The organism is Gaetbulibacter sp. NE, from assembly GCF_025548475.1.
Taxonomy (GTDB): Bacteria; Bacteroidota; Bacteroidia; order Flavobacteriales; family Flavobacteriaceae; genus Gaetbulibacter_B; species Gaetbulibacter_B jejuensis.
The window spans coordinates 16688-37813 of record NZ_JAOQHY010000015.1 but is presented as its reverse complement, the minus strand read 5'-3'; the positions used below and the strand labels follow the sequence as shown (position 1 = coordinate 37813).

Genomic DNA, 21126 nt, shown 5'->3' with positions numbered 1-21126 from the left:
TCCCTATATGTTATTAATTAATAAGTTATAAGATTTCATTAATCTAATTACAATCTCTAATGAAGGAAGATAGTGCTAAAGGTCCAGGTTCTGGATATATATTTCAATTTGAAATAGCTCTTCTTGAGCTTTCAAAGTTGAAGCCTAATGAGTCAATTACAATTGAAAAAATTGACGATGTTGGAAAAGAAGATGAAAATGGAACTTATACCCTTACGGTTCAAGCAAAACATAGTATTACTTCAACAAATAAAACTTTTGGGAATACTTCTCTTGATTTATGGAAAACTCTAAATATTTGGGTTTATAAAGTTGAAAAAGGAATACTAAATGAAAGAAACATATTTAGAGCAATCACAAATGTAAATATTCCAAATAATTCGATAGTAAAGGATTTTAGTAATAATAATTTTGAAAAAAACATCCAATTAATTGAAAAATTATTAGAAACTCAAAAAACTAAAAGAGACAATAAATTAAATGACGGAAAAAAGGCTAAATCAATAATTAAAACAATTGATTTAATAGAAAAGGTTTTAGAAAAAAAGGACTATTTAAAAATTGTTCTTGAAAATTTTGAATATCAAGAAAATTTTAAAATCGAAGATGATTTTTATAATGAAATTCATTTAAGCTTTTTAGCTAATAACGATGAGAAAGAAGAAATATATCATCGATTTTACGGTTGGATTATTCAAAAGTCAAAAGAACAGTGGTGTAATGACCGTGAAGCATTATTCTCAAAAGAAGATTTTGAAAGAAAGCTTCAAATGATTCTAAAAAACCATAAGCTAATTAATGCAATTTTTAGAAGTAAAAAGAGACTTGAAGACACACAAAAAATTAATGTTGATAATAAAAGAGACGATTTATATATTAGACAATTAATAGATATAAATAGGAATGATGAAATTAAGGAAGAAATAATAAAAGAAGCCATTCTTGATTTCATCCTGTGCGACATTGAAATTACTCATCACATCGTACATAACAAGTATTTAACAAAAAATGATTTTGAAGATTTTGAGGAAAGATGTTTCCAAAAATGGAAAGAAGTTAGGAGAAAACATATTATTAAAAATGTTAATGACTACAATGATGATGAATTAAATGAATTGTCCATAAAAATATGTGATGAAATTCTAACCGAAGTTAAACTAAATTTTCAAGAACTCCTTCAATTTGATGATACAAACAAGTACATTCAAAATGGCACGTTTTTGAACTTATCAAATAAACCGAAAATCGGTTGGAATCCTAATTGGAAAAATATTTATAAATGAATTCAGACAGCGATCTAAACCTATTTGATATCCTTCAAAATAATGCGTTGGGAGCTGTTGCTTTACATAGTTTCATTTTAGGATATACGAGAGTTAAAATAGGAAAGAAAGATAAAATCGTAGAGCCTTCAATTGACTTTTTGTTTTATGTATTACCTATTGTTTATGGAGAATCTTCTTTAAACTCCTTTAAATCTTCATACGAACTCTATACCGCTATTACCAAAGACAAAAGTTTAAGTCTTGGTTTACAAGAGAGAGCTGAAAAAATGAAGAAGCAAACTCTGGACTCTTTGAATCTTGGTTTTAGTAAAAAATTATTCACTCTTAATATTGAAGAATATACGATTGGTTTGGATAAAAATTATAACAACTCAAGTATTCTAAAATCAATGAAGTTTAGTAATTCATTTTATAACGATGTTTATAAAGCATCATACAGACTTGGTAATATTTTTGCAAAAAAAGACACCAAAATGCTACAATTAAAACTTAATATAAGATTTTGAAATGAACTTAACTATTAAAAATATTATTCTATATCCAGTTGATGAAGATAAAAAACCACGAATAATTCCTTTTTCTGAAAGTGAAGTAAATGTAATTACTGGTTATAGTAAAAGAGGAAAATCTTCAATTATAGAGATAATTGATTATTGTTTGGGAAATAGTGAGCCAAATATACCAATTGGATTGATAAGAAATTTAGTTAAGGTATTTGCGATTAAAGTTAATATAAATGCGACTGACTATTTTATTGGAAGAGAAAGCCCTGGAGATTCAGGTAGGAGTTCAGACGTTTTTTACTTTGTTGAAATTCTAAAAAAAGGAGAATATTCGGAGCTTAACACAAACCATTGGATGAAAGATTCAGATAAGTTTCGAATTAATAGAGAATCTCTTGTTTCTATTTTAAACTCTGAAGGTAAATTTCAAAACATTGAAGAATCTGTTTATTCAGACAAAAAAATTACTGTGAGTTTTAGAAGCACCAGTTCCTTTCTATTTCAACCTCAAAATATTATAGCCAATGGGAACACCATTTTTTATAAAACTGATTCATTCTATAACATAGATAGATTAAAAACTTTCTTTCCTTTAGCTTTAGGCTATAAATCTTATGAATTAATTATTTTAAAAGAACAAATTGATTTTTTAGAAAATGAAGAAAGAAAAATACAATCTAAAATTGAAGATTTACAAAGTAGATATGAAAACTGGCAATCTGAATTATATGAATATTACAGTGAAGCAATAAGCTTGGGTTTAACAAAAAATGATATTAATATAAATAGTTCAAATGTTGATTTAATTAAAAAAGAGATTGAGCAAGTAATTTTTAATGCGCGTAATGAAAAACTATATATTGAAGGTTCTGGTTTAAGATATTCAGAAAAATTAAATGAACTTGAATCTGAAAGGGCTGTTATGATTAGAAAATTAGGAGAACTTAAAACAGATCTTAATAAAATTTTAAAGTTTGAATCAACAAAAACTGAATACTTTGAAACTGTTACGAATGAAGTAGAGAATCGATTAAAACCAATAGATTGGTTTTTAAGCAAAAAAGGTGAAAACATATGCCCTTTTTGTGACTCTAAATCGGATACGGCATTGCATAACTTACAGTTATTAAGAGAAGCCAGAGATAATAATAGACTATTAATAAGAGGTAAGGAATCCGATAGCTTGTCGTTTGAAAAAGAAAAGTCTGAATTGAAAAGGTCAATTAGAATTCAAGAGAGAAAAATTGTAGAGTTTGATAAAAACATTAGCTTATTGGTTGATAAAAAAGTTTCTCATCAAAAGTCTTATCAGAAAGTCTATGAGTATGTTGGTAAAGTTTCAAATTTTATTACTAACCTTCCAACAGTAGACAATAAGTATAATCAAGGGCTTGCAAAAATTCAAATTGAATTATCGACAAAAAGAAAAAAACTTAATAAACTTAAAAAACAATTTGATAAAGATTTCACTTTATCAAAAGTGACGAAATCAATCAAAACATACGTTGATTTATTACCAATTGAAAACAGAAAATTCTGTAATGTTCTACTTGACCCAGATAAGTATTTGGGAATTAAAGTAGAAGATAAGAAAAATAAAACTTCAACATTTTTAAACAAAATAGGAAGTGGTTCAAATTACATGTGTTATCACTTGGCTACAATGCTTGGGTTACATGAATATTTTCACAAGTTAAATGAAGTAAATAAAATAAATTATGTCCCATCATTTTTAATTCTCGACCAACCCAGTCAAGTATATTATCCTGAAAGAAAAGAAGGTAAATTGAAGCTTACTGAAGAAGAGTCAGAAGATTTAATTAATACAAAAAAAATATTTGAAGTATGTTCAAAGTTTATAGAAAGAACTAAGAATAAAGTTCAAATAATAATTTTGGAACACGCCTCAAAAGAAACATGGAAAGGAGTCAAAAACATTAATTTAGTTGAGGAATGGAGAGGGAAAGAAATCGACGGAACTTTTTCAGATGATTATAATGCTTTGATTCCTAAGGATTGGTTATTTTAAATTTATTTTATCATATACAACTTTTGCCAAGTATTTAAAAATAACGGCATCTGCTAACTTTTCATTAGTTAGCATTTTTTCAGTTGTATCATTATTGGAATCCATTCTGTCTATGAATTGCTGTATAGACAAATCTCTTAAACTTCCTTGCAAAAAGTTTTCAAATGTGTTATTCTTTGCCTGTTTGATAATAGTTTCGTTGGATGCCAAGTCTAAACCTATTTGGTCAAAAAATAATTTGTCTGCTTCTGTAAATTCTGTACCAAGTCTATCGTTAATTTTTTCAATAATTTCCATTAAGGTCGCTTCTTCCTCTTTTGCCTTTCTTAATCCAGCTTCTGAAGCAGGTTGTAGTCCGTATTCTTCTTGATGCTCTAATGCCAAATTATTTTCACCTATTTTCTGCAAACGATAATAATCTAAAGCTACTTCATCTGATAGTTTAAAACGCTCTTCAAATGTTTGTTTAGGCAGTTTATTTAATAAGAGTTTGCCGTATGCAAATAGCTTTTCAAGGTTCTCATCAGAAAAAGGCATTATTTGGCTTAAAAAAGCATACGCTTTAATAAAACTATCTAATGTATGCTTGAAGTCATCTTGTAGTTCTTCTGTATCTAATGCTTTATATCTGTCAACGGCAGGGTCAATGTAAGCATTTAAAAGAGCATGTGTTTTTTTGTTATGTAAATTTGACTGTTCATAATAAGCAGACACGAAATTATCAACTTCTGTATCCCAAATTATTTGAGCTTCATCGAGCTTGTTTTTTAAATCGTATAGCCTATTAGGGTCTGAAACTTGACTAACCGTAGTAAGCTCATAAAAAGGCTGGAAAGAATCAATTATTTCTTCTTCCTCATTTGCAAAATCAAGAACAAACGTATCTTCTTTTCCAGGATGCATTCTATTTAACCTTGATAAAGTTTGTACAGCCTTAACCCCTGATAGTTTTTTATCTACATACATTGTATGTAATAATGGTTGGTCAAATCCTGTTTGATACTTCTCGGCTACTAATAGTATTTGATATTCATCAGAATTAAATTTATCTGGCAGTTCTTTTTCTGCAAAACCATTTAATTTGGCTTCAGTAAGCTCTTCATCAAGTCTTTCAGGGTCTTTTACTTTACCTGAAAATGCAACTAATGCTCTTATATCTGTATAGTTGTTATCTTTAATATATCTATTGAATTCAAAAAAGTATCTTACAGCATGTAGGCGTGAGCTTGTAACTACCATAGCTTTTGCTTTACCACCTATCTTTTTAGAAACTACTTGTCTGAAATGCTCGATTATTACTTCAGTCTTTTGAGCTAAATTATATGGATGCAACGATAAAAATCTTGCTATCGCTCTCGATGCTTTTTTCTTGTTAACCTTTGGGTTATCTTCAATATTTTTTGAAACCTTAAAAAAAGTTTTATATGTCATATACTTTTTTAACACATCCATAATAAACCCTTCCTGTATAGCTTGTCGCATTGAGTATAAATGGAAAGGTTTTGGAATACCTGTTTTGTCAGGTGTGCCAAATACTTCTATTGTTTTTGGTTTTGGAGTAGCTGTGAAAGCAAAGAAACTCAAATTTGATTGTTTGCCTCTTGCTTCCATAGATTTTCGAATAATATCTTCAGTAGTATCTTCTTTTGATGGTTCAGCCGTAGCAAGAACTTCCTTTAGTTTTTTACTGGCTTCACCACCTTGAGAGCTATGAGCTTCATCTACTATAATAGCATAGTTCCTGTCTGGTAGATTTTTAACTTCATCTAAAACAGCAGCAAATGGAAATTTCTGTAATGTTGTGATAATTATACTTGAGCCACTTTGAATAGTTTCGGCAAGTTGAGTACTTGATTTATCTATTCTTTGAACAACACCTTGTTTATGTTCAAACTGATAAATTGTATCTTGTAATTGCTTGTCTAAAACCCTACGGTCGGTTATTACAATAATGGAATCAAATACCTTTTTATCTGATGAATTGTGTAAACTAAACAAGCGGTAAGCCAACCAAGCAATTGAATTTGACTTTCCAGAACCAGCAGAGTGTTGTACTAAATAATTTTGTCCAGAACCATTTAATTTAGAAACTAAAGCTAATTTTCTAACAACGTCTAATTGGTGATAACGAGGGAAAATGATTTTTTCCTTTGAATACTTTTTACCTTTTTGTACAAACTCTTCTTTTTGTAAGTGAATGAATTTTCCAATAATGTCAATTAAACTATCTTTTTGCCAAATCTCTTCCCAAAGGTAGGCTGTCTTATAACCATTGGAATTTGGCGGATTTCCTGCACCATTATTGAACCCTTTGTTAAACGGCAGGAAAAATGTCTTTTCTTTTTTAAGTTCTGTGGTTAAATATACTTCATCAGTATCTACTGCAAAATGAACTAATGCACCGCGCTTAAATTTAAAGATGGTTTCCCTTGGGTCTCTATCTTCAATAAATTGCTTTTTTGCATTATCAGTATTCTGCTTGGTGAATTGATTCTTTAACTCAACAGTTACAACAGGTAGTCCATTTAAAAACAAAACCATATCGATTGAATTTTCATTCTTATGGCTGTATTTTACTTGCCTTGTAGTAGATAAGATATTTGTGTTATATAATTTCTCTGTGTCTGGATTTAAAGAAGTTTCTGGTTTAAAATATGCAAGTTCAAAATGAACTCCCATATCAGTAAATCCTTTTCTTATAACAGTTAATGCACTTTTTTGTTCAAGCTCTTTATTTAAACGTAATAATAGTTTTGTTTCTGTGTCAGCTCTATGAATACTTTCTAACTTATCCCATTTTTCAGCTTGACTTTTCTTTAAAAATGTAAATAGTTTGTTGGTATCAATGGCAATGTCTTTATTAAAATCTAACGGACTACCTTTTATATATCCATGCTTTAATAATACTTCTTCAATTGCATCTTCAAATGCCAATTCTGTATGAATGGGTTTTTTCATTATTGATTAGTTTAGGAATTGGTCTCTTAATCTTTCTATCAATTCTTCAACGTATTCTTTTAAAACTATAAAGTTAACTTCATCAAGTTGTAATAGAATACGTCTTTCATTTATTAAGAAATCATAATATTGACCTAACTCTACACCAAAATCTTCGCTTGTAGTTAATTTAAAATAAGGTACATGTCCACCTCTGTATCCCTCTAAAAGGATATAGTTTAAATCTCTAACCAACATAGCGTATAACTCATTTGGTATATTTAAATCATTTCCTGTGTCCAAAAGAAATTGTCTTGGTTTGCCATTCATTTCTCTAATATAAATAGCTAATTGGTCAACCATTCTTGACTTAACTTCTGTACTGTGTCTCTTATCTTCAATTTCTGTAAGTTGGGCTGAAAGGTTTTCCAATTCAACTAAAGCAGTTTCCAATTCTGCTTCAAAATCCTGACGCTCCTTATCATTCGACCATATTTGGACGTATATTTTAAGGTCTCGAATTCTATTTTCTAAAGCTAAATATTGATTATATAATTCTATTTCATTCATTTAATCAGTGATTTTATCTCTAACATCAATTTTGCCTGTAACGGCTTCATAAATCAATGCTTGTTTGTACTCTTTTAATAGTTCTATTTCTTTCTCAATTGCTAATTGTTTATCAATTACTTTAGTCAAAGATTTTTCAATAAAACCAATGATTTCATTTTGTTCTTTAACAGTAGGTAAGGGATATTGAAATTCATTAAATACATTTTGATACAGGTGTAAAATAGTAGCACCTGTTGACGTGTAATCTATGAATGATTCAAATATTTTTGAGGATAAAATATAATACAAAAATTTAACTTGGTACATTGAGTTTAATGGTCTCATTACAAAGACACCGCTATTAAGACAGGCATAACCGTCTAAATTTTCAACAATTGCTAACTTTCCTATTGTACCATCTTTAGTAATAAGTAAGTCATTATTTTGTAATTGAATAAATTTATCTTCTTCATATCTGTCTTTGTCAATAAAATGGCAATCAGACCAATCTATTTTTCCATTTTTAAAATCTGTACCTGTTACCAAATAAGCATAGCCATCATCCAAAAACTCATCAGACTTTAAACCTTTCCAACCTACACGTGCTTTTAAATAGCTTGAATATTTAATTTTGGTTAGTTTCCAATGTTTGGGAATATAACCTAACCATTCAACACCTGTTTCTTTAAGCTCTGTATCACTATCAAGACCTTTGGTGACGGCATTGTTAATGATCGCTTGTTTTTCTTCTTCGTAGAGTTGTACTAATTGTTTTTTATCGGAAATAGATTGGTCTATTTCTTGAGTTTTTTTGTCAAGGAAGTCAACAATTTTATCTTGTTCTTCAATTGGAGGGCATGATAATTTTAAAGATTTGATAATATCTTGGCTTATGTTAGGCTGTCCGCCTCCAAAACTTAAATTTATAATATCCTTTCTGATTGCTAAAAGGTGATAATAAATGAATTTATTTAAAAATAGTTCGTTATCCGATAATACACAACAAGCTTGATTGGTAGTTGAATCAATTTTCAAAATACCAAGTTTTCCAATAGTTGCACCATACATTGCCATTACTATCGAACCTTTAGGATAGTTTTTTAGTGTAGAATAATCCTCTATGGCTTTTGGGGTAATTTTTTTGGAAGTATTATAAATATAACTATCATTCAAATCTCCCGTTAAAAGCCAATTTATAGTACCATTTTTATAATATTCATCTTTACCAGATTTCGGTGTAGTACCACTACCTATAAGTTTAATACTTCTGCTTAACTTTCTTGTTTCCCAATGCTCTGGCAAATTTGATAACCAAGATACGTTTGTATCTTTATATTTAGGATAAGGTTTAATCATTATTCCCAAATTTTTAAAGCAGTATCGGCTAAATCTGTTGCTCTATCATCTATGGCAGCTTCATCCCAAGCATCTAACTTTAAGTAATCGGTAGTAATAGTTAGCATACCGTATTTATCCAATAGCTTTCTTTTTTTAGCCCATGAAGCATTACGCATTTTGCTATTAAGTTGTTGGGTTACAAGTGTAAGATTCCCCATAGTTTTTAACTTACGGTTTCTTTTAGCTTTGTCATCATCATTCATTCCAGATACTCGCCAGTTTGCTTCCCATTTTTTAGGCATCATATGTTCAACTGAATAGCTTTCTAAACTTAATTTAGTTACAGAGCTATATGCGTTATCCAATTTGTATAATGCTATTATAAACAGTATTTCTCTGGCAAATTTGTTGTAGAGATAATTATTATAAAAAGCATCTTTAAAATCAGCATCATTAGGGAAACGGTTGCTGTCTTCAGTGAATTCGACTAATTTTTCTTCAAACACTTCAGAATCTAAAGTCTTTTCTTTCTTTAAATCGTTTACAAATTGAATAAAGAATCTATTGTAGTTTTTGGTTGTTAATTTACAAACTAACCTACGTACCAAATAACTCTCTAATACTTCCAATATGTCTAAACGCTCATCACCATCATCTACATTAGCATAAATAAAAAGCAGAAGAGGATAAACCGTAGTTATTTCCAAAAATTCAATGACATGGAAAACTCTTTTTTCTGTTTCCTTAAATGCAATTTCATTAATAGTTTTACTGGTTGGAAAATTTCTGTAAGTGGTAGCTGTGAGTTTTAAACGTTTAAGAAATTCGAGCTTTTCTTTTGATGTTTTATTTTTAAGATAGTTTTTATACTCATTGAACAGCTTATCTAATCGCACTTCGTTTCCTGTTTCTACAATTAGAAAACAATAGAGTAGTAACTCCAAGTTAGTACGAGGAATTCTACCAGAAGTCTTTTTATCATTCCAGAATTCAATATCTTCTTCTTCTTCTTCAAAAATACTATACCATAAATCCTCATAGTGCGGCTGTAAATCTTTATCTCTAAAAATGAAGTTCTTCAACAACTCCGAAATAGTAAGCCTAACACCTAAAGAATTAATGGTGTCGAATATTTCTTGCTCGTCATCTTCTTCATTTAAGAACATAGCAATCACAGGCAATTTTCTTAATAATACTTGTGAGTATGTGTCTCTTTCGGCATCAGTTAAATCATTAAAAGCATCAAAAAAGTAGTGGTATGCCTGATTTATAGAATTATCATGTAAAGGTACTTTTTCACCATCGGCAAGAATTTTCATTACTTCTTGAAAATAAGGAGCATCTGTTTTACTATGCTCAATACGAAGATATTTCTCATCTCTGTTGTCAGTAAATTGTATATATGATAATAGGTTTTTCTTTAAGTTTTCGTATTCTCCTTTAGCAGTATCAGCAAGAGCTTTAAGCATAATTGCAATTGTTGTTAGTCTTTGTTGCCCATCAATTAATTGCAATGCTTGTACGTTAAAATTATTATGCTTTAAGGGTTTGGTAATAATAGTCCCAATAAAGTGTTCACTGTTTTTATTATTGGTGTGAGCTTCAACTTCATCTTGAAGATGTTCTAAAAGAAGCTCCCAGTTTTCTTCATCCCAGACATAACTTCGCTGAAAAAAAGGGATTTCATATTGATAATTATTCTGAAAAAAAGACAGTAAAATTTCTTTATTAGCACTTTGCATTTTAATCTATAATATTGGTTATTGATTTATGTGTTTTGTTTTCTAATTCCAGAATATCCTTACGGATTTCTTTCAACGACCGCAATGGTTTATATTCATAGAATTCACTATTGAAATTGATTTCATAACCCACTTTGGTTTTAGACTTATCAATCCATGCATCTGGAACATGAGGCAGAACCTCTCTTTTAAAATATTTAGTAATATCTTCTTTTAAAGGAATATTTTCATAATCACGCAGTTTTGTGTCCGCCTTCGGTTTTCCCTTTTTGTCTTTAACTACTTTCTCATTTTTAATTAAAGGTCTATCAACGGTGATTTTATAATAGCCAAAGTCTTGATTATCATAAATTTTTGAAACTCCATTGTTTTCAAATTCACCGTAGATTTTGGCAATTTCCTCAATATTTGACTGTGATATATAGTTTCGTTTATTATTAAGACTTTTTTTCATTTTCTCATAAATATCCACAGCATTTATGAGTTGTATTTTGCCTTTACGGTGCGGTTCTTTTTTATTGGTAACAATCCAAATATATGTTCCTATACCAGTATTGTAAAATAGCTGCGTTGGCAAAGCTATAACACCTTCTAACATATCATTTTCAATAATCCATTTTCTGATGTCTGATGGTCCACTACCAGCAGAACCATTGAACAGGGGTGAGCCACTAAATACTATTGCAATTCTACTACCGTCAGTAGTATTTGGGTCTTTCATTTTACTAATGAGGTGTTGTAAAAAAAGTAGAGAGCCATCACTAACAGGTGGCAAACCTGCCCCAAAACGACCACCAAAACCTCTATCTTCATGCTCGTCTTTTATGAACTTCTTTACATCAGCTTTTTTTCCCCAATTTACGCCAAACGGAGGATTACATAACATATAATCGAAAGAATCATAAGGAAACAAATCTTTGGTGAAGCTATTACCAAAACGTATATTTTCAGGATTCTGCCCCTTAATCATTAAATCTGATTTACACACTGCATAAATTTCTTCATTAACATCTTGTCCAAATAAATTTAACACACTTGATTGTGGGTCTTCATTATGAGCTTTAAAGTAATCTTCTGCAATTGTTAACATGCCCCCAGTTCCACATGCAGGGTCATAGATATTAAGAATAGTTCCTGCCTTGTGAAACTTTTTATCATTTTGGAATAAGATGTGAACCATCAGTTCAATGATTTCACGAGGTGTAAAATGCTCACCAGCAGTTTCATTTGATGCTTCAGCAAATCTGTAAATAAGGTGTTCAAAAATGTATCCCATTTCCAAACCATCAATATTGATAAGGTCAATAGCATTAAACTCTTTTACAACTTGGTATAGAAGATTCGCTTTATCTAAACGAGCAATTTGATTGTTAAATCTAAAACTTTCAAATATTTCCCTTACACTTTTAGAAAATCCAGCTATGTAGTTTTGTAAGTTGGCACTAATTTTATCTGGTTCTGCTAATAAACTTTCAAAGTCATATTTACTGTGATTATGAAAATATTTATACCCAGAAATACCATTAAGTGTTCGGTCTATTAATTCATCACTTTTTCCTTCAAGTTTTGAATACATTTTTAGGACATCATTCTTGCTATTATTTAGAACACAATCTAATCGTCTTAAAACTGTAAAAGGTAAGATAACTTTACCATACTCTGCTTGTTTGTAATCTCCTCTTAATGTATCTGCAATATCCCAAATGAAATTTGCCTTTTCGGCAAAACTACTTATAGTCATAAATATCTGAAGCTCTGTGTTGTTAGTTAGTTTTTAAGTTTTCTAGTCTTAAACTGCTAATGTAGTTTAAATAGAGGACTTAAAAAAACACTATTTTTTAGAGGTAGAATCCCAGTCTCTACTTAAAGAAACTGGGAATTTAATCAACTCAAAAACCAATCATAGGAATTTGAATCTCCATTAACAGTATCGGCTAAACCATTTACAAATTGAAATGCATTTAGGTTGCGATTTAAAAATGTGTCAATATAACTTGACTTTGCAGCTCCTGTACATAAGTTGTAAAGTCTCCATAAGTCTATGCTACCATCTTTATTTCTACAAAAGTTTACATCGTTATAATAATCCCTTGCAATGCTGCTGAACTGATTATCTGTCAACATTAAATTAGGTAACTCTTGTTTTTCACTTTTCGGTAGATAGTTATAAAGTTTTGCTTTACCTATAAGCTGACCAAATTGCTTTTCACTTAAAGTAAATTGTGATAATCGCTCCATAGTATTTAGATGATAATCTGCATCATAATTGGAAACCAATTGTTCTACTTTTTCACCAAGTTCATTGGTACTCATAACCTTAATTTCATCTTTATATCCATCTGTTGAAATACACAGATTGGTGCAGATTCTATTAACGTAACCAATAAACATTTTAAAGCGTTGCACAGAATGCTTACCGTGTAGGTTATCTGTTGAATAGGATTTCACACCACCAACACACAAAGAAATTTCATTTCCATTGATGATTTTGGTTTGTGATGGTATTTTAGAAACCCACGCAACACGCTCATAGTAGATGGTTTTTTGATGGTCTTGCAAATCCTTTGTTGGAATGTGCAAAGCATCAGGCGTTCTTCCTTTTACCATATGAGAAACCCTTAATTGTGGTTTTGTAATTTCTACATTGCCCAATATTGCAGATACTGCATTAATTGCAGTTTCTACAAATTCAGTATGGCTAATCGCAACCTCATTATCCTTAAATACTGGCACGATGCAATCTTTCTTTAAGTGTTCCATTGTCACTTGTGTTGTATTCGCTTCAATAAAAGGATTTTGTTCCATTGTTTCTTTTGCTGATGGTACTCCCAAATTTGAGGGAGATTGTTTTATACCATCAGCAGAAGGAGATATATTATTCTCCTGACTGTGGTGTACTTTTACTAATTCCATTTTGACTAAAGTTTTCAATATTTGATAATTTTTCTAATTGTTGTTTCTTACTCTGAAATTGAGCATTCAAAGGCTGTTGAAATTGTGGAAATTCTTTGTAGAGTTTCATTAGCTCTCCAACTGACAAACATTCATTTATTCTCGCATTCACTTCATGTTTGCTTATACTTCCTTGATTACACCAATCCAAAAGCAACTGACCTATTTTTGAGGTAATAATAAATTCGCTTTTGTTCATAAATAATCCTGTGCGGTCTTTTGAAGCTCGAACAAGGTGATTGTAATTTATTAGTTCAAAGTTTAACGTCAGCTCATATTCATAGCCATCAGACGTAATTTCTTTTGTCCCATGCTTAACAACTTTAGACTTCCCATTACTACCAATATCTAATGAGTAATCAATTTTTCGTCGTGTAGTTGTAATGATATGGCATTTTGATTGTAGAATACTATCAATAAAGGCTTGATGTCTTTTTTTTACAGGCATCCAGTCCTGAAAACGACCTCCGAGTTGTTCATGTATTTGTAAACAACCACCTGTCCCTGACCATTCCTGGCTAACGGAATCGAGAATAATAACCTCCATACCTGCATCCTCACAGACCTTGATAGCTTTCGCATAGCGTTCAGGGCTGAATGGTGCTGATAAATCCAAAGTGTTATAATTTCCCAAATGACTGTAAAGTGAAGCTGATGAGTTTTCCGTATCTACCACAGCTATTTTGCTCCAATCGTTTGTCATGCCATAGGCTAATAGCAATGCAGAATGAGTTTTACCAAATCCTGATGCTCCTGAAATTCCAATTCGTAGCTTTACGCGTTCTCTCTGACTTTTCTTCAATTCCATAATTTGTGTATTTAAAATGATTAATAATTGTTGTTTATGATTGTTCAGTTTTACCTGAATAAATTCCATGAAAAAAGGATGAACATTTTTAATATTCATCCTTTAAATACTTTAAGAAGTTTCTTAACTAAAGGTCTAGTAGCTTTTCGTTGGCATCATCAATAATGTCATTTTCAAACTCCTTTAGGTAGCTATTAGTAACATCTAAATTTGCATGTCCCATAGATTCTGAAATAACATCAGTAGAAACTCCTATATATTTCATGATTGTTGCATAAGAATGACGCGCAACGTAACTGGTAATGTTTTTATCTATACCTTGAATAGAAGCAATCTCTTTCAATTCATTATTGAATACTTTAAGCATCTTATCTTTTCTATACTCAATTTGCATTGGATCTAATCCAACTTTTGTAAGTATAGGAAACACATATGGTGTGTCTCTATTTTGAGCTTTATAATAGTCCAAAATTTTCTGAACTGGTTCAAGAATTTTAATGATGAAAATCTTGCCTGTTTTAGAACGTTTGTAATAAACTTTACCATCTTCAATGTTCTTCCATTCCAGTTTCATCATATCTATATAATTAATACCACGCAAATAAAAACTGAACATGAACATATATTTGGTGTCAGTTAGATGAGGGTGCTTGTCTAAATCAAGAGCTTCAAACTTTTTAAACTCGGAGACAGTTAATGCTCGTTTCACATTTTTACCCTTGAGTTTTGAGATTTTGTACACTCTAAAAGGGTAATTCTGAATATTTGCTTCTCCCATCTTTATAGCATAATTATACAATGCACGAATAGTTCTCATTTTAATTGATATACCACCATCTGTGTTATTTTTACTTCTTAAATAAACTTCATACTTGTCCAATAGTTTAGGGGTAATATCCCTAAATAGAATATTCTTGTTTTTGTTAAACTTAAAGAATGAGTTTTTTACATCTTTATATGCACGCGCATTTCCTGTTTTGTGGGATTTCTTGAGGTCATCTATTTTTTCTTCCCAAAACTCCATTACAGTTGTAACATTTCCTTTTTTCTTATTTCTAAATTTGTATTCAAATTCAGATAGAGTGAAGTCAATACCATTTACAGCAAATTCATCAATAACTGCATAAGCTCGTTCCTTGAACTTATTTAGTAAACGATTACGTTTTATATAATTAGGGTGATTTCTTTTAAACTCATTGCCATCCCATTCATCTTTAGGACAGCTTAAATTCAAACTTATTCGTTTTACCTTTCCATACTTTATGATTTGAAGGTAAATAGGGTATTCTCCATTGGACAAGGACTTTGATTTTTGTAAAATCTTAATACTTGCCATAATTCTATATTTAATAAACAGCCCCAAAGTTGAGGCTGTTTTGTTGAAATTGCAGAAACTGCAACCTTATCCTAAAATTCTTTTATACTTACCATGTTTGATTTTACGAATAGCTTTTTTCTTTCGCCATTGCTTTAGATGTTCGTCCATAGTACGCTCTGGAACACCAAACTTCAATCCTTTTTCAATAGCTTCTTTTCGTGTAAAGGTCTCTTTTAATGAAAAAAGAACATTTTCTTCCTGCTCGCTTAATTCAGAACCTGAAATATCATTAAATGTATTAAGGGCATGATATAACAAATCGCTGGTTATTGAAGCAGCTATTGTGAAATCTTCATTTTGACAAACTAATGTTCGTTCAGGAAATTCCTGTGAAATTGAATACTTTCTCAATACACTTATTACCATTGCGATCCTAAATAGTATTAGTCCATGACGCTTGACATTAGACATAAATCCATCTGGATGATGTTCTAATATTATTTCAGAAATTCTTTTAAGTTCAGTGTTGAAAACTTCAGTTTGTTCATCATTAAAAGCAAACTCCAGTTCGTTAGTCCTTTTAAAAAGTAACTCATACATATTTGCAATAATATTATCTCCAACGTTTTTAAAATTTACAGAAACATCTTCTTTAGAAGCAAAGGGATTTTCCCATGAAGCTACTTCATTAAAACTGTAATACAAGAATCGACTAAACAAACCATTCTCTTTTGATTGTACTAATGGCTGTAATTGGTTTGGAGTACCAGATAGTATTAATGAAAGTTTTGGGTCATCAATTTGTACAAATAACTCTTCTATTTTTCTACTGATGGAAAGACTTTCGTGATGGAATGCTTTTCTCAAGACATCACTGAAATTTCCCCAATCGTTTTTAAACATTGTTGATAATGTATCTGCTTCAGAATCAAACATAATTCCACCGTAATGTGAATTTTTCAATAAGGCATAAACTTCAGACGTACTGATATTTACAGGAATCAGTTTTGTTTGAATATAGGTTTCAACCTTTTTCTTTCTTTTAGAATCATTTTCTTTTATAGTTTGCTTTTCTCCAAATGCTTTTTCTTGAATTTTATTTAACAAACTCTTGCCATAATTCATAGCTCCTTTACCTGATGCGGGTGGTGCTATTATCATTATATAGAGATTAGCAAAAACTTTATTTCGGCGGTATATCCCATATACTTTTGGCAAACAACCACTTAAAACTCCCAAGCAGGAAAGAAGTACAATGTCTCTTTCTCTACCTTCAAATAGATCTGTTAACCCTTTTAAGGGTTCAGGTAAGTTTTCATATACCTGTTCATGTATAAACTTTGTATTACTCATTATTTCCCTTCTTTAAATAGTTATCAATTTCATCCTCCAACTCATCGCAACCAGATACTTTATTCTTTAGCATCCAATCATCTAAATGAGAACGTTTAAAAAAAATGAGTTTGCCACTCGGCTTATAATAGGTGATTTCACCTTTTGAAGTCATTTTGTATAAAAACGACTTGCTTACCTTGAGATAACTTAATGCTTCCTCAAAGTTTAAAATATCCTTATTTGTTATGCTTTGCTTTTCGAGGATATTCTTTATTTCATATAATATATCTTTTGCCATATTGAATTATTTGTGAAACTCCTCTAATCCCCGGGCAGAGTTTCAAATTAAACTTTGGCAAAATTGAAAATTGATATATTGTAGATGAATTTAAGTTTTGTAGATATGACGCTTTTTTTGTAGATATTAGCGTTTATCTAAATAATCCCTAATTATTGGTGAAATAAATCCTTCATTTTGAATGTCTTTACAGACAGAAAATTTGCTATGCAATGAATTTTCTGATAAAGTATTTTTATCAAAATCGTCAAAAACTAAATACATGAAATCATATAACTCCCGCTTGCGTTTGTTTGTGCCGTATAGTTCTTTATGAAGGACATAAAATGAAAATCTCAATAGCTCTTTAGTAATATTGATATGCTTGATTGTTCCTTTCAATTGAGGCATATCAAGATTATCAACAAAATAATTGATATAAGAAATCATCAAATCAAATTGACTATCATCCATGATTTTTTCTTTCTTCTCATTATAACCTGACAAGTAGCCAAAAATGGCATCAACAATTTCTGGGTTTGTCATATAGTCCTTTTGTTGAATTTTTAAATCTCTTGTATCAATTCTAAAGTCATTTTTTAAACCATAGAAATAGCCTTCATTTATTCTTATTATTAATTCTTCTAAAGGAGCTAAAATATATGGATGATTTCTTAATATTTTTAAGTTATTATTTATTAAATATTGTATTTCATTGAAAATAGAGTTTAAATATTTTTGATACCCAGAATTAGATATATCCTCTCTTTGATAGTATTGTTTTATAAGTGATAAGGAATTATAAAATTCTTTCTTCATCAAAGGTTTTAAAAAGTCTTGAAATGAAACATTATAAAAATGTTCTTTACCCTCTGAATCAGTATCAAAAATGGTAAAGTTGAGTGACTCTTCATTAATGCTTGAAATGGTATATTCTCCTGATAGATATTTTTTTCGGAACTTTTTAATCATGGAATTAATTCCATCTTTAGTAAGTATGTGTTCAAAAAAATATATTGGATTATCTGCTTTCATAAATTTAACCACTAAAATAGTATTTTTAAAAAATTGAACCCATATTGAACCCAGAGAAAAAATGAAGAAAGTATTAAAAACAGAAAAGCCACATCATTACTGATATGGCTTAATGTGATCGCGACAGGATTCGAACCTGTGACCGTCTGCTTAGAAGGCAGATGCTCTATCCAGCTGAGCTACGCGACCCTTCAAGAATCTAATCGACTCTGAATAAAGTCGGGGTGGCAGGATTCGAACCTGCGACCTCCGCGTCCCAAACGCGGCGCGATAACCGGGCTACGCTACACCCCGAAAATTGCGGAGAGACGGGGATTCGAACCCCGGCAACACTTACGCGTTGACAGATTAGCAATCTGCTCCATTACCACTCTGGCACCTCTCCAATGCATTAAATAAAGAACGTTCCTTAAATGCGGATGCAAATGTAACTTTTCATTATAAAGAACGCAACTATTTTTTAAACTTTTTATTCAAAAAAATATTTCGAAACCTCATAGTTTATCTCATTAAAACTGCTAATCACTTTATTAGCTTTAGAGTAGTCCTGATTTTTTGAATGTTTACTATCGTATCCAACACAAAAAATATCAGCTGCATTAGCTGCTAAAATACCGTTTGTCGAATCTTCAATAACAATACAGTTCTTTTTATCATGACCAGAAAGTTCTGCAGCTCTCAAAAATATTTCAGGATGTGGTTTTGAAGCTTTTAATTCTGCACCACTAATTTTTGCTTTAAAATATTTATCAAGGTCAAATTTATCAAACACTTTATCTATTGTGCTTCTAGATGCTGATGACGCTAAAACCAAAGCGACACCATTTTTATGAAAATCCTCAATAAGTTCATGTACACCATCTAACAACTGCAAGCTATCATCAGTGTCAAATAGAGTGTTAAAATGTTGACGTTTTGTAAGTTCTAAGTCAACAGGATCTTTATCTAAACCAAAATGAGTACATAAAGCTTTGCATACATTTTTTGTGGATTGTCCTGTAAAAGATTCGTAGTGTTCAGTGGTAACATTTAAACCAAAGTCTGAAAACATAGAATGGTAAGCTTTATGGTGTAAAGGTTCGGTGTCTACAATTACACCATCCATATCAAATAATACAGCTTTTAGCATGTTGTCAATTTTTGTGCGAATATAATGATGATTATAGCTTTAGTCATCAATCAAACTCATTTAATCTAAGTTTTTCAATTAATTATGACTTATAATTAATTGAAAAAGAGAACGCTAAACTACTTATTTATGTTAAAAAATGGTAATCAAATGCTTAAAAAATGGTTATTTATCGAATAAATTAAACACTTTATCGAATATTTTGATCAAGTGAAAATTTTTTTAACATATATTTGCTGCAAATATTTTCATTTAAACCCCAAATCGAATGAAACCTAACTTAACCAACAAAGCTATTGCTTTTGCAATAGTATGTACTACATTTTTTAATTGTTCTATAGAATCTATAGACAATTCACAATCAGAATCATTGATAGTTCAAGAAGAGATTCAAACTGTAACAGAATCTACTACATGTAGTGGTTCTAATCCAACAGCTAGAATAACAAATAATGGAACTGTTATTGTTGATTTTGAAATACTTACAATTGATGGAACATTATTGGACAGTGAGTATAGTTTAGCTCCAGGAGAAAGTTCTTCATGGAAAACTTTTGATCAAGGAGATATTATTTTTTCAATTACCAATGAAGACCCAAACATAAACGATTTAAAAGTTGCTTATAACATGAGCGCTTGTATGGAATTTGATATGGAGATTGGACCAGATAACTTGCTAACAACAGCAACGCCTGAATCACTTTAAGATACTTTTTTACAAATAATCACAATTTTTTCATTGTGAAGATTTGTTGTAAAAAAGACATAAGTGTCGCCTCCATCTTTAATTTTGAATTTTTTTCGAATTTGCTGAACCGCTTCAGGAAAGTTTCGAGTACTGATATTAGCTTTTTCATGCAGCTCCTTTTTTAGGAGCTGCTTGTTATATGGTAATACACGTTCAATTTTAAAGCATCTTCCTGGAAATTCAACCAACTCTTGTGAAGTGTATAAATGAGTATGCTGATGAAGCTTTAAAACATTTAATTGTTTTGAAACAGATTTGAAACCACCAGATTTTAATACTGCTGCATTGGGCTCGTACAAATAGGTTAGTGGCTCACTAAAGTTGGTTGTTATTGCTTGTTCTTCATTTAATTTAAAATCAAATGTTTCTTCAACGGTTTTATTAATGTTTACTGTTTTAATAGTGGTTTCTGCTTCAAACCCTTTTTCTAAAATCCAAAGTAGCTCTTTAACCTCGTTGTTAACAGCAATAACATGTATGGTTTTCACGTAATTGAGTTCGCTAATTCCAACTGATATATCTAATAATGGAGAGGTTTTTATCATTACATTATTAGTATGATTGAAAATAGTGTTAAGATGTTTTGGTACATCAGGTAGGCAATCTTTTAAAAAAATCACTTTACCTTTTGTGTCGTGTCTTCTGGACGGATCAATATAAACCCAGTCGTATTGTTTATTATTGTTTAATAATTGAGAAACTCCATCATTAGTTATGGTTTCAATAGTATTAACTCCTAGTTCTTTATAGTTATGCGAGACAATTTCAGAAAGCTCACTGTTAATTTCGCAGTGAGTAACTTCTTTGAATTTTTTTGAAAAATAATAACAGTCAATTCCAAAACCTCCTGTAAGGTCTATGATAGAATTACCAGTTATTAAACTCGATTTATATTTAGCAGTCACTTCAGAAGAAGTTTGCTCAATATTCAGCTTGTTTGGATAGTATATTTTTTCGGTATTAAACCATGTTGGGAGTTTTGTTTTACAACGTTGTTTTGCTTCTATTTGCTCTACTAGTAGTTTTATGTCAACATCTGAGTGATGATTCTTTTTTAATAATAAATCGGTAGTGTTAGAATTTATATTTTCATTTATAAATTCCTGATTTATAGTATTTAAAATATTTTTATCCAAA

The 21126-nt window shown here is 30.5% G+C and carries 17 protein-coding genes and 3 tRNA genes; 4 read left to right on the top strand and 16 right to left on the bottom strand.

The window, feature by feature from the left end:
• Positions 1-59: 59 nt before the first annotated feature.
• From OD803_RS13755 to OD803_RS13745, 3 genes are read left to right on the top strand one after another with little or no spacing between them, the layout of a single operon-like run.
• Positions 60-1283: an ABC-three component system protein gene (locus OD803_RS13755; protein WP_262733924.1), complete on the top strand. Its 1224-nt coding sequence runs from the start codon at positions 60-62 to the stop codon at positions 1281-1283.
• The gene (locus OD803_RS13750) at positions 1280-1792 is read left to right on the top strand and encodes a three component ABC system middle component (RefSeq protein ID WP_262733923.1); all 513 of its coding nucleotides are present in this window, start codon (positions 1280-1282) and stop codon (positions 1790-1792) included. The genes OD803_RS13755 and OD803_RS13750 overlap by 4 nt, the downstream gene beginning before the upstream one ends.
• 1 nt (position 1793) lies before the next feature.
• Complete coding sequence (locus tag OD803_RS13745; RefSeq protein WP_262733922.1) at positions 1794-3818, top strand: DUF3732 domain-containing protein; 2025 nt, start codon at positions 1794-1796, stop codon at positions 3816-3818.
• Here OD803_RS13745 and OD803_RS13740 read toward each other — a convergent pair.
• The 15 genes from OD803_RS13740 to OD803_RS13670 all read right to left on the bottom strand — a co-directional run bounded on the left by OD803_RS13740 (position 3810) and on the right by OD803_RS13670 (position 19241).
• Entirely contained in the window at positions 3810-6776 is a 2967-nt protein-coding gene (locus OD803_RS13740) for a type I restriction endonuclease subunit R (RefSeq protein ID WP_262733921.1), read from the bottom strand. The genes OD803_RS13745 and OD803_RS13740 overlap by 9 nt on opposite strands.
• A 6-nt stretch (positions 6777-6782) precedes the next feature.
• Positions 6783-7325: a hypothetical protein gene (locus OD803_RS13735; protein WP_262733919.1), complete on the bottom strand. Its 543-nt coding sequence runs from the start codon at positions 7323-7325 to the stop codon at positions 6783-6785.
• A complete protein-coding gene (locus OD803_RS13730) occupies positions 7326-8663 on the bottom strand; it encodes a restriction endonuclease subunit S (RefSeq protein WP_262733917.1) in 1338 nt (445 codons plus the stop codon). It abuts the gene before it with no gap.
• The gene (locus OD803_RS13725) at positions 8663-10387 is read right to left on the bottom strand and encodes a DUF262 domain-containing protein (RefSeq protein WP_262733915.1); all 1725 of its coding nucleotides are present in this window, start codon (positions 10385-10387) and stop codon (positions 8663-8665) included. The genes OD803_RS13730 and OD803_RS13725 overlap by 1 nt, the downstream gene beginning before the upstream one ends.
• 1 nt (position 10388) lies before the next feature.
• Positions 10389-12128: a type I restriction-modification system subunit M gene (locus OD803_RS13720; protein ID WP_262733913.1), complete on the bottom strand. Its 1740-nt coding sequence runs from the start codon at positions 12126-12128 to the stop codon at positions 10389-10391.
• Between the two features lie 143 nt (positions 12129-12271).
• Complete coding sequence (locus OD803_RS13715) at positions 12272-13300, bottom strand: DUF3871 family protein (protein WP_262733912.1); 1029 nt, start codon at positions 13298-13300, stop codon at positions 12272-12274.
• Positions 13263-14246: an ATP-binding protein gene (locus tag OD803_RS13710; protein ID WP_262733910.1), complete on the bottom strand. Its 984-nt coding sequence runs from the start codon at positions 14244-14246 to the stop codon at positions 13263-13265. Before OD803_RS13710 ends, OD803_RS13715 begins: the two co-directional genes overlap by 38 nt.
• Before the next feature lie 28 nt (positions 14247-14274).
• Positions 14275-15483 carry a site-specific integrase gene (locus OD803_RS13705; protein WP_262733909.1) on the bottom strand — a complete coding sequence of 403 codons (1209 nt, stop codon included), beginning with the start codon at positions 15481-15483 and terminating at the stop codon, positions 14275-14277.
• Between the two features lie 66 nt (positions 15484-15549).
• Positions 15550-16818 (bottom strand): YfjI family protein, encoded by a 1269-nt coding sequence (locus tag OD803_RS13700; protein ID WP_262733908.1) that lies wholly within the window; start codon positions 16816-16818, stop codon positions 15550-15552.
• Positions 16811-17098 carry a helix-turn-helix domain-containing protein gene (locus OD803_RS13695; protein ID WP_262733907.1) on the bottom strand — a complete coding sequence of 96 codons (288 nt, stop codon included), beginning with the start codon at positions 17096-17098 and terminating at the stop codon, positions 16811-16813. Before OD803_RS13695 ends, OD803_RS13700 begins: the two co-directional genes overlap by 8 nt.
• Before the next feature lie 126 nt (positions 17099-17224).
• The gene (locus OD803_RS13690; protein ID WP_262733905.1) at positions 17225-18112 is read right to left on the bottom strand and encodes a hypothetical protein; all 888 of its coding nucleotides are present in this window, start codon (positions 18110-18112) and stop codon (positions 17225-17227) included.
• Between the two features lie 115 nt (positions 18113-18227).
• A tRNA-Arg gene (locus OD803_RS13685) sits at positions 18228-18301 on the bottom strand.
• A gap of 30 nt (positions 18302-18331) precedes the next feature.
• Positions 18332-18406: transfer RNA gene (locus tag OD803_RS13680), tRNA-Pro, on the bottom strand.
• A gap of 7 nt (positions 18407-18413) precedes the next feature.
• A tRNA-Ser gene (locus tag OD803_RS13675) sits at positions 18414-18497 on the bottom strand.
• 84 nt (positions 18498-18581) lie between these two features.
• Positions 18582-19241, bottom strand: coding sequence for an HAD family hydrolase (locus tag OD803_RS13670; RefSeq protein ID WP_262733904.1), 660 nt, complete (start codon positions 19239-19241; stop codon positions 18582-18584).
• Positions 19242-19509: 268 nt separating this feature from the next.
• Here OD803_RS13670 and OD803_RS13665 point away from each other — a divergent pair, with 268 nt between their 5' ends.
• Positions 19510-19947, top strand: a complete 438-nt coding sequence (locus tag OD803_RS13665) for a hypothetical protein (RefSeq protein ID WP_134198883.1) — start codon at positions 19510-19512, stop codon at positions 19945-19947.
• Here the strand turns inward: OD803_RS13665 and OD803_RS13660 are convergent.
• A complete protein-coding gene (locus tag OD803_RS13660) occupies positions 19944-21125 on the bottom strand; it encodes a THUMP-like domain-containing protein (RefSeq protein ID WP_262733902.1) in 1182 nt (393 codons plus the stop codon). The genes OD803_RS13665 and OD803_RS13660 overlap by 4 nt on opposite strands.
• Position 21126 lies beyond the last annotated feature (1 nt).

Bases quoted from the DNA above. Each gene is read 5' to 3' on its own strand.
- OD803_RS13700 (WP_262733908.1), bottom strand. From the start codon at position 16,818: ATGAGTAATACAAAGTTTATACATGAACAGGTATATGAAAACTTACCT.
- OD803_RS13745 (WP_262733922.1), top strand. From the start codon at position 1,794: ATGAACTTAACTATTAAAAATATTATTCTATATCCAGTTGATGAAGAT.
- OD803_RS13705 (WP_262733909.1), bottom strand. From the start codon at position 15,483: ATGGCAAGTATTAAGATTTTACAAAAATCAAAGTCCTTGTCCAATGGA.
- OD803_RS13750 (WP_262733923.1), top strand. From the start codon at position 1,280: ATGAATTCAGACAGCGATCTAAACCTATTTGATATCCTTCAAAATAAT.
- OD803_RS13670 (WP_262733904.1), bottom strand. From the start codon at position 19,241: ATGCTAAAAGCTGTATTATTTGATATGGATGGTGTAATTGTAGACACC.
- OD803_RS13755 (WP_262733924.1), top strand. From the start codon at position 60: ATGAAGGAAGATAGTGCTAAAGGTCCAGGTTCTGGATATATATTTCAA.
- OD803_RS13710 (WP_262733910.1), bottom strand. From the start codon at position 14,246: ATGAATATTAAAAATGTTCATCCTTTTTTCATGGAATTTATTCAGGTA.
- OD803_RS13690 (WP_262733905.1), bottom strand. From the start codon at position 18,112: ATGAAAGCAGATAATCCAATATATTTTTTTGAACACATACTTACTAAA.
- OD803_RS13665 (WP_134198883.1), top strand. From the start codon at position 19,510: ATGAAACCTAACTTAACCAACAAAGCTATTGCTTTTGCAATAGTATGT.
- OD803_RS13695 (WP_262733907.1), bottom strand. From the start codon at position 17,098: ATGGCAAAAGATATATTATATGAAATAAAGAATATCCTCGAAAAGCAA.
- OD803_RS13735 (WP_262733919.1), bottom strand. From the start codon at position 7,325: ATGAATGAAATAGAATTATATAATCAATATTTAGCTTTAGAAAATAGA.
- OD803_RS13725 (WP_262733915.1), bottom strand. From the start codon at position 10,387: ATGCAAAGTGCTAATAAAGAAATTTTACTGTCTTTTTTTCAGAATAAT.
- OD803_RS13740 (WP_262733921.1), bottom strand. From the start codon at position 6,776: ATGAAAAAACCCATTCATACAGAATTGGCATTTGAAGATGCAATTGAA.
- OD803_RS13715 (WP_262733912.1), bottom strand. From the start codon at position 13,300: ATGGAATTAGTAAAAGTACACCACAGTCAGGAGAATAATATATCTCCT.
- OD803_RS13720 (WP_262733913.1), bottom strand. From the start codon at position 12,128: ATGACTATAAGTAGTTTTGCCGAAAAGGCAAATTTCATTTGGGATATT.
- OD803_RS13730 (WP_262733917.1), bottom strand. From the start codon at position 8,663: ATGATTAAACCTTATCCTAAATATAAAGATACAAACGTATCTTGGTTA.